Annotated in this window: 3 rRNA genes; all 3 read right to left on the bottom strand. The window is 56.6% G+C overall.

The features are described 5' to 3' along the window. Positions 1 to 7: 7 nt before the first annotated feature. A 5S ribosomal RNA gene (rrf, locus tag HN031_RS20975) occupies positions 8 to 125 on the bottom strand. Positions 126 to 280: 155 nt separating this feature from the next. Further along, positions 281 to 3,409, bottom strand: a 23S ribosomal RNA gene (locus tag HN031_RS20970). 490 nt (positions 3,410 to 3,899) lie between these two features. Further along, positions 3,900 to 5,421: ribosomal RNA gene (locus tag HN031_RS20965) — 16S ribosomal RNA — on the bottom strand. Together the 16S, 23S and 5S rRNA genes form the textbook arrangement of a ribosomal RNA operon. Positions 5,422 to 5,645 lie beyond the last annotated feature (224 nt).

The following is a 5,645-nucleotide window of genomic DNA, read 5'->3' as shown; positions in this document are numbered from 1 at the left end:
AATGTATGTCCGGCGGCGTCCTACTCTCCCACAACCTCTCGGTTGCAGTACCATCGGCGCTGAAAGGCTTAACTTCCGGGTTCGGTATGGGACCGGGTGTTTCCCGTTTCGCTATGGCCGCCGTAACTCTTTCAACCATGTCCCCCTGCCCCACGACGCCAGCTGGTGGGCTGGGTGTGGGGGTGGGTGTGTTGGTTGGGAACTGCCTAGTGGACGCGAACTGTGTGTTCGTTTTTTGCGCGTGGGTCGACCGTGGTGCGTGTGTGGTCTTGTACGTGGTTGGGACAAGCCCTCGGCCTATTAGTACCGGTCGGCTGGGCATTGCTGCTGTACACCTCCGGCCTATCAACCCCATGTTCTGTGGGGGGCCTTACCCACTTACGTGGTGGGAAACCTCATCTTGAAACGTGCTTCCCGCTTAGATGCATTCAGCGGTTATCACTTCCGAACGTAGCCAACCAGCCGTGCTCTTGGCAGAACAACTGGCACACCAGAGGTTCGTCCATCCCGGTCCTCTCGTACTAGGGACAGCCTTTCTCAAGTTTCCTGCGCGCGCGGCGGATAGGGACCGAACTGTCTCACGACGTTCTAAACCCAGCTCGCGTGCCGCTTTAATGGGCGAACAGCCCAACCCTTGGGACCTACTCCAGCCCCAGGATGCGACGAGCCGACATCGAGGTGCCAAACCATCCCGTCGATATGGACTCTTGGGGAAGATCAGCCTGTTATCCCCGGGGTACCTTTTATCCGTTGAGTGACCACGCTTCCACATGCCGTGGCCAGATCACTAGTTCCGACTTTCGTCCCTGCTCGACATGTCTGTCTCACAGTCAAGCTCCCTTGTGCACTTACACTCGCCACCTGATTGCCAACCAGGCTGAGGGAACCTTTGAGCGCCTCCGTTACATTTTAGGAGGCAACCGCCCCAGTTAAACTACCCATCAGGCACTGTCCCTGATCCGGATAACGGACCTAGGTTAGACATCTAGTACGACCAGAGTGGTATTTCAACGTTGACTCCACCCACACTGGCGTGAGGGCTTCACAGTCTCCCACCTATCCTACACAAGCCGTACCAAACACCAATACCAAACTATAGTAAAGGTCCCGGGGTCTTTCCGTCCTGCCGCGCGTAACGAGCATCTTTACTCGTAGTGCAATTTCGCCGAGTCCATGGTTGAGACAGTGGGAAAGTCGTTACTCCATTCGTGCAGGTCGGAACTTACCCGACAAGGAATTTCGCTACCTTAGGATGGTTATAGTTACCACCGCCGTTTACTGGGGCTTAAATTCTCAGCTTCGGCACAAGTGCCTAACCGGTCCTCTTAACCTTCCAGCACCGGGCAGGAGTCAGTCCGTATACATCGTCTTACAACTTCGCACGGACCTGTGTTTTTAGTAAACAGTCGCTTTCCCCTGGTCTCTGCGGCCCTTCACGCTTCCCCAGCAAGTGGGTACACGATCCGGGCCCCCCTTCTCCCGAAGTTACGGGGGCATTTTGCCGAGTTCCTTAACCATGGTTGTCTCGATCGCCTTAGTATTCTCTACTTGATCACCTGAGTCGGTTTGGGGTACGGGCGGCTCGTTGCTCGCTAGAGGTTTTTCTCGACAGCATAGGATCACCCACTTCGCCCATACGGGCTCCGCGTCACGTCTCAGACTCCACATCAAAGTGAGTGGTACGGATTTGCCTACACCACGTCCTACGCGCTTGCCCACAGACAACCATCGCTGTGGTTGGGCTACCTTCCTGCGTCACCCCATCGCTTGACTACTACCAGCTCGGGTCCCACGCTCCGCCCACCAGCCTCGCCCCGAAGGGTCCGGTCCGATGAGTTTCGGGTGGTTAGCATCACCAGGTTCGTCATGGGCGCAACTTCGCCGGTACGGGAATATCAACCCGTTGTCCATCGACTACGCCTGTCGGCCTCGCCTTAGGTCCCGACTTACCCAGGGCAGATTAGCTTGACCCTGGAACCCTTGATCATTCGGCGCACGGGTTTCTCACCCGTGATTCGCTACTCATGCCTGCATTCTCACTCGTGTGGCCTCCACGCCTGGATCACTCCGACGCTTCACTGCCCACACGACGCTCCCCTACCCATCCACACACCTGAACACCGATCAAGTCGATGCTGAGCTTGAGTGTGAATGCCATAGCTTCGGCGGATGACTTGAGCCCCGCTACATTGTCGGCGCGGAATCACTTGACCAGTGAGCTATTACGCACTCTTTCAAGGGTGGCTGCTTCCAAGCCAACCTCCTGGTTGTCAATGCGACTCCACATCCTTTTCCACTTAGTCACCGCTTAGGGGCCTTAGCTGATGGTCTGGGCTGTTTCCCTCTCGACTACGGAGCTTATCCCCCGCAGTCTCACTGCTGCGCTCTCACTTACCGGCATTCGGAGTTTGGCTAACGTCAGTAACCTTGTAGGGCCCATCGGCTATCCAGTGCTCTACCTCCGGCAAGAAACACGCAACGCTGCACCTAAATGCATTTCGGGGAGAACCAGCTATCACGAAGTTTGATTGGCCTTTCACCCCTATCCACAGGTCATCCCCTCAGTTTTCAACCTAAGTGGGTTCGGTCCTCCACGTCGTCTTACCGACGCTTCAACCTGCCCATGGATAGATCACTTCGCTTCGGGTCTTGAGCGCGCTACTGAATCGCCCTATTAGGACTCGCTTTCGCTACGGCTACCCCACACGGGTTAACCTCGCAACACACCGCAAACTCGCAGGCTCATTCTTCAAAAGGCACGCCGTCACCCACCCACAAGGGGCAAGCTCCGACGGATTGTAGGCACACGGTTTCAGGTACTATTTCACTCCCCGCCAGGGGTACTTTTCACCTTTCCCTCACGGTACTTGTCCGCTATCGGTCATCAAGGAGTATTTAGGCTTAACGGGTGGTCCCGCCAGATTCACACGGAATTTCAGGGGTTCCGTGTTACTTGGGAACACGCTCCAGAGCCAGCGCTTTACGTCTACGGGCCTATCACCCTCTACGGTACGGCTTTCCAACCGGCTTCGACTTCCACACTGGTTTCTTACTCTGTACCCCACCGGCAGATGAGGTCGAGCGGTCCCACAACCCCCTGCGTGCAACCCCTGCCGGGTATCACACACGCAAGGTTTAGCCTCATCCGATTTCGCTCGCCACTACTCTCGGAATCACTGTTGTTTTCTCTTCCTGTCGGTACTGAGATGTTTCACTTCCCGACGTTCCCTCCACACACCCTATGTGTTCAGGTGCAGGTAGCACGACATGACTCGTGCTGGGTTTCCCCATTCGGACACCCCCGGATCACAGCTTGGTTGCCAACTCCCCAGGGCTTATCGCAGGCTCCAACGTCCTTCATCGGCTCTTGATGCCAAGGCATCCACCATGTGCCCTTCATAGCTTGTCTCAACAACGTCAAAACAACACACGCCGTCAACGACACGCACAAAGAAACACCCGCCACTCCCCAATCAAAGAAGCAGCAGGCTCACACAACGTGGCGCACCGGCAAGGAAAGCCGGCCACGCCACAACAATATTCACAACCAGAAACTTCCTAGTTGCAAAGATGCTCGCGTCCACTATGCAGATCTCAAACAACAACCCCACCAACCCTCTCGACCCCACACAGTGAGACCTCGAACGAAGGGAGGACCAGAACAACCAACCCACACCCCCAGACAAGCTGGGGACGAAACGGCTGATCCTTCAGGACCCAACAGTGTGCTTGACCCCACCCCCACCAACGCAGGGCCTGAGTAACACCACACCCCCCGAAGAGGGCCGGCCCACCCACCCCCGAAGGAGCAGACAGACCTGGTGCGTCGACGATTCCACTAGTGAACACCACCATGCGCCAGCGAACATTCGCCACTGGTCGGGGCGTGTGCTCCTTAGAAAGGAGGTGATCCAGCCGCACCTTCCGGTACGGCTACCTTGTTACGACTTCGTCCCAATCGCCAGCCCCACCTTCGACGGCTCCCTCCACAAGGGTTGGGCCACCGGCTTCGGGTGTTGCCGACTTTCGTGACGTGACGGGCGGTGTGTACAAGGCCCGGGAACGTATTCACCGCAGCGTTGCTGATCTGCGATTACTAGCGACTCCGACTTCATGGGGTCGAGTTGCAGACCCCAATCCGAACTGAGACCGGCTTTTTGGGATTCGCTCCCCCTCACGGGATCGCAGCCCTTTGTACCGGCCATTGTAGCATGCGTGAAGCCCTGGACATAAGGGGCATGATGACTTGACGTCATCCCCACCTTCCTCCGAGTTGACCCCGGCAGTCTCCTATGAGTCCCCATCACCCCGAAGGGCATGCTGGCAACATAGAACGAGGGTTGCGCTCGTTGCGGGACTTAACCCAACATCTCACGACACGAGCTGACGACAGCCATGCACCACCTGTACACCCCCAAAAGAAGCCCCATCTCTGGAGCGGCAGGGTGTATGTCAAACCCAGGTAAGGTTCTTCGCGTTGCATCGAATTAATCCGCATGCTCCGCCGCTTGTGCGGGCCCCCGTCAATTCCTTTGAGTTTTAGCCTTGCGGCCGTACTCCCCAGGCGGGGCGCTTAATGCGTTAGCTGCGGCACGGAATCCGTGGAATGGACCCCACACCTAGCGCCCAACGTTTACGGTGTGGACTACCAGGGTATCTAATCCTGTTCGCTCCCCACACTTTCGCTCCTCAGCGTCAGGTCATTCCCAGAGAACCGCCTTCGCCACCGGTGTTCCTCCTGATATCTGCGCATTTCACCGCTACACCAGGAATTCCGTTCTCCCCTGAATACCTCTAGTCTGCCCGTATCGAAAGCAAGCGCCGTGTTAAGCACGGCGTTTTCACTCCCGACGCGACAAACCGCCTACGAGCCCTTTACGCCCAATAATTCCGGACAACGCTCGCACCCTACGTATTACCGCGGCTGCTGGCACGTAGTTGGCCGGTGCTTCTTCTGTACCTACCGTCACTTGCGCTTCGTCGGTACTGAAAGAGGTTTACAACCCGAAGGCCGTCATCCCTCACGCGGCGTTGCTGGATCAGGCTTCCGCCCATTGTCCAATATTCCCCACTGCTGCCTCCCGTAGGAGTCTGGGCCGTGTCTCAGTCCCAGTGTGACCGGTCACCCTCTCAGGCCGGCTACCCGTCGAAGCCATGGTGAGCCATTACCTCACCATCAAGCTGATAGGCCGCGAGCACATCCCTGGCCGAAAAACTTTCCACCCACAACCATGCGGTCACGAGTCATATCCGGTATTAATCACCGTTTCCGGTGGCTATCCCAAAGCCAGGGGCAGATTACTCACGTGTTACTCACCCGTTCGCCGCTCGAGTACCACCGAAGTGGCCTTTCCGCTCGACTTGCATGTGTTAAGCACGCCGCCAGCGTTCGTCCTGAGCCAGGATCAAACTCTCCATCGAAAACTACAACCCCACACACCCCAAAGAGCATGCAAGGAAAAGAGAGCCACATCCCCTGACAGAACAAAACTGACATCAATTGCCAGAATCATCGTCAAAGAAACCGCGACACCATCAACCAACCCACCCAAAGGCAAGCCAGCCAACAACGTCAACGGGGCATAACAAACTAATTCGTCGACTAATCAAACACACTGTTGAGTTCTCAAGAATCAGACGCACCC

This window comes from Nocardioides sp. zg-1308, from assembly GCF_013155375.1.
Classification (GTDB): Bacteria; Actinomycetota; Actinomycetes; order Propionibacteriales; family Nocardioidaceae; genus Nocardioides; species Nocardioides renjunii.
Note: the sequence above shows the minus strand (reverse complement) of the source record. Positions and strands in the feature narration are given on the sequence as shown.